The sequence below is a fragment of the Bartonella senegalensis OS02 genome (assembly GCF_000312545.1).
Classification (GTDB): Bacteria; Pseudomonadota; Alphaproteobacteria; order Rhizobiales; family Rhizobiaceae; genus Bartonella; species Bartonella senegalensis.
Map to the genome: position 1 here is coordinate 1 of NZ_HE997560.1, position 808 is coordinate 808.

The window sequence follows — 808 nt, forward strand, 5'->3', positions numbered from 1 at the left end:
GTGTGAAGTATTTTCTTATCATATTGAAGCTTCAGTTGGTACCATAAATCTCTCTTTATCCTGATACGCCGTAATTCCTTACTTCTTAGGGGACAGAAGAAAGCAAGGAGCAAAAATGACTAAGAAATCTCGAAAAGGTTTATCGCTTCGTGCCTTTGCAAAAAAGATGCGTGTTTCGCCCAATGCGGTGGTTTCGCGTTTTAAAACAGGTAAATTTGACACAGCTCTTTTTGAAGATGGTTCTGTTAATGAAGCGCTTGCAACAGCCATATGGAATGAGAATCCAACAAAGCGCCCTACCCCATTTTTAGCACCAGATGGTCAACCGCGGACAAAGATCAAACAAATCTCATCAGAGGGTGCCAACGAATACAAAATTAAACTGGAGCGAATGCAAGTTGCCCTTGAAAGCGAAAAGATTGCCCTTGAACGTTTGCGCGAAACAACCGTTGACCGTGAAGAAGTAAAGAGAGCCGCCCGTGAGTTTGGAAGAGCACACCGTGATGCCATGTTGAATTTCCCGCACCGTTTTGGAGCAGCATTGCTGCACAGGTTGGGTGTGATGCTGCAAGCCTGATAGGTGCCATTGATTATTACATACGAAAGGCTTTGCTTGAAGCTGTTCATATTCCAGTTCCTTATCATGATCCTCAACCTCCAGAATGAGAGCGTTTTTGGGGCAAGCAAAGAATGAATAATGGATGAGAATGCTGTTAAAGAATTTTTCGCCAATGCCAATGATGCAAGACAACCGGACCCACCGTATACGGTTTCTCAATGGGCGGATAAGAATAGATACCTTAGCACC

At 43.8% G+C, this 808-nt stretch carries 1 pseudogene; it reads left to right on the forward strand.

The features are described 5' to 3' along the window. Positions 1–115 precede the first annotated feature (115 nt). Positions 116–666, forward strand: a pseudogene (locus tag BN200_RS08390) (hypothetical protein). The last annotated feature ends 142 nt before the right edge of the window (positions 667–808 follow it).